The 2904-nt window shown below is 37.2% G+C and carries 2 protein-coding genes; both read right to left on the minus strand.

The annotated features are described in order from the left end of the window. Positions 1 to 1085: 1085 nt before the first annotated feature. On the minus strand, positions 1086 to 1775 hold the full coding sequence (locus tag BWI97_RS25570; RefSeq protein WP_102203335.1) for a nucleotidyl transferase AbiEii/AbiGii toxin family protein: 690 nt from the start codon (positions 1773 to 1775) through the stop codon (positions 1086 to 1088). Next, positions 1772 to 2281, minus strand: coding sequence for a hypothetical protein (locus BWI97_RS25575; protein ID WP_233208048.1), 510 nt, complete (start codon positions 2279 to 2281; stop codon positions 1772 to 1774). Before BWI97_RS25575 ends, BWI97_RS25570 begins: the two co-directional genes overlap by 4 nt. Positions 2282 to 2904 lie beyond the last annotated feature (623 nt).

Raw genomic sequence — 2904 nt, forward strand, 5'->3', positions numbered from 1 at the left:
TGAGACCAAACTGGCTAGGCTTCTCAAAACGAGATAATTTGTCTAGACTATCAATCTGGTTAATCGCATTTTCAAGTAGAGATCCCCTGTTACGTTCGCCTTGTTTCTTACGCGTAATGACTTTTTTACCATCCTCCTTTGTTTCTGTCAGGCCAATGATATGCAGTAATTCGCTATAGAAGCCTTTATCAAGGGAATTACTATCATTAGTAAAGGGTAGTTTAAGTAGATGCTCAGGTGAAAGAAGTTTATATAACGTGATTAATTTATGATCATCTTGTTTATCTTGATTACGTAGCGGCTTATCGTATTCCCGTATGTCAAAATGAGTAATGGTACTTCAATCTGAATAGAGGCCAAAGCGGGTTCAGCAATTTCTTTATAGAAGTATTCTGTTTTCCGATCCCCTAGCCTACCTTCTTCAAAATCAACAAATTTTTGAACAAGTCTCTTATTCTGAGCAAAGGTTCGTTCGAACGTACTGGCATCAAAAATAAACCATTCATAAATATTCGAAGCAACTATATGCTTGATTTCTAGGTTATTAGCAGTTATTCGCTCCCTTAGATAATATAGTAATAGCTCTTGAAAGGCCTTTGTGTTGAGCTGGCCTAGTTTTAGCATTTCTGCCTTGTTAGTAGGCTTTTTGATTTCAAGAATTACTCCAACTGAACTATAAGCATTATTGCCATTATGAATTACTAAGTCATTATATCCTTTTGTGTTGATGTAATGATTAGGTGATTAATAGGTAGTCTCCAGAAACCTAGAAACAATATTTTTATGAAATTCCTCGGACTCTAGTTCATGGATTTGATCTAATACTAAAATTAAGTGGTTCTTAAATTTTTCAATATCAATTCGATTAGGCTTTACTTTGAGAAAAGCTTTATTGATAACCTGGCGGGGTTTTAATTGAGTAAAGCTCATGATCAGTAATTAGTGTTGGGCTAAGTGTTAGTTCAAAAAATGATAGTTATCTTAAAATGACCTTCAAATTACTAACTCTTTAGGAAAATTATCCTCAATTCGATTAAATTTTAGCTACTCTTACTTGATCTGTTAAGCGGATATGATAAAACTGATTAAGTTTTATTATTGACAAAATCCTCCATAGAACGAATAATTAATGAAACTCTGTTTCGTTCTGCGTATTCGATATGAGCACTAATCCACTCATCTAAGTAACGATTCCCGAGAAGTCTTGTAAACTCTTCTTTCAGATATTCGTGAATCAGATCTTGAGTTAACTGTAGTTCTGACCAAATAGTGCTTCGGTTGTTTAACACGTAGACAATATCTTCAAAATCAGTGCTTAAGCGGCCATCTCCATTGCCACGGCCTTTAAATGCTTCCAGCTTCGTAGCTAAGAAATAAGGTGGATTAAAAATTTGAATGGTAATCCTCTCGTCTAGAGCAACGGGCATTGCCAGCTTAAAACCATCGGAATACCATCGGTTACTAAAGCCTAAGATAGCTTCAGAAGTAGGCATTACATCGACAATGATGCCTTGAACTTTGTAGCGGCAGATCACCCCAGATTCGGTATCATTGGCAAATCCCTTTTTACGAAGCTTCTCTTCAACTGCTGCGTATTCATTGTAATAGGCTAGTTCAATCAGTATATCAATATCTTCTGTAGGACGAATTTCTTCCGCGGGTCTATCTGTATAGAGAGAGACGGTTGCTCCACCTACAAAAACTACTTCGCCTGCTAGCTCCTCTAAAGCCTGATGAACCGCCTTGATTCTCGTTACATTTTGGTGATGACTCATAAGATATATTTTTCTAATTCAGATGTAGCCGCAGCTATTTCTCTGGATTGTCCGATTCTAAGTATATCAATACTTGCCAATAGCTTATATAGGACTTCATCTTTTTGAGCGGCGGCTGGTACTCCTGAATACAAAGGTTTGATGGATTGTCCGCGAGTATCCCCACCCTCATAAGGCCAAACCAGTTCTTGGCCACTAATGAACTTCTCTTTGTAGTAAGGGTGTGAATGCCCGGTTTTAACTCCAGTAACCAGGGCTCCTGGATGTACCGGAAATACGTACCGGAGACCATGCTGCAAAAATTTGAAAAGACTTTGGCGAGCCACCTTTTTCCGGTCCTCTTGGTAAAGGCCAGCTAGGGAGCTCCTTTTGAGTGAGTGGGAAATTTCGGATAAGCTAATATCCAAAGCAACACTCAAATCTCGATACTGCCAAGGTTCACCTTCTTTGAGTAACACTTTCAAGAGGATAGGAATATCCTGAGGTCTCATTCCATTATGTTCCATAGTTCTACAAATATATACACTGTTTTCTGTTTGCGATTTGCAAACAGAAAACAAAAAAAGAGAAGAATATGTAATGATAAATTCTAGTTAATGTTTCATGAACACCATTATAATTATAAGTTATACTGTCCATTGTCTTATAGATTGAGATTATAGTATCACTCATTTTTTATGATTTCAGAAAATTGATGGAAAATATAAGGTTTTCATAATCATTTATTATGAAAGCAATTTTGATATAAGATAAAATTATTAAACTACTAAATTTTACATTTGTTAGACGTTCTTTCATAAAATGATATAAGAAGTAAATCCTTACTTGCTGACCTATTTTAAAAGCAGCTCAACCGTTTTCCTTATCCATCGCCAAGCAATCTACTTCTTCGATCGATCCATTACTCTACTAGACAAGCTTAGTCGATTACTCCGGTAAATACCGAGAAAAGCGTTTACTCATTCCTACCGATATTTGCCGCAACTACTGGGACATCCTATAAGACTTCATGATCTCTTGATTCAAACGCCTAGAAGCCTACCCCTACAATAGGATCCTTCTTGATACTACCCGGTATTTCCCGCACGCTGTACCGGGCACTGCTCGGCAGGCACTCGGTAACTACCGA

It is taken from the genome of Siphonobacter sp. BAB-5405, from assembly GCF_002872335.1.
GTDB lineage: Bacteria > Bacteroidota > Bacteroidia > Cytophagales > Spirosomataceae > Siphonobacter.

Bases quoted from the DNA above. Each gene is read 5' to 3' on its own strand.
- BWI97_RS25570 (WP_102203335.1), bottom strand. From the start codon at position 1,775: ATGAGTCATCACCAAAATGTAACGAGAATCAAGGCGGTTCATCAGGCT.
- BWI97_RS25575 (WP_233208048.1), bottom strand. From the start codon at position 2,281: ATGGAACATAATGGAATGAGACCTCAGGATATTCCTATCCTCTTGAAA.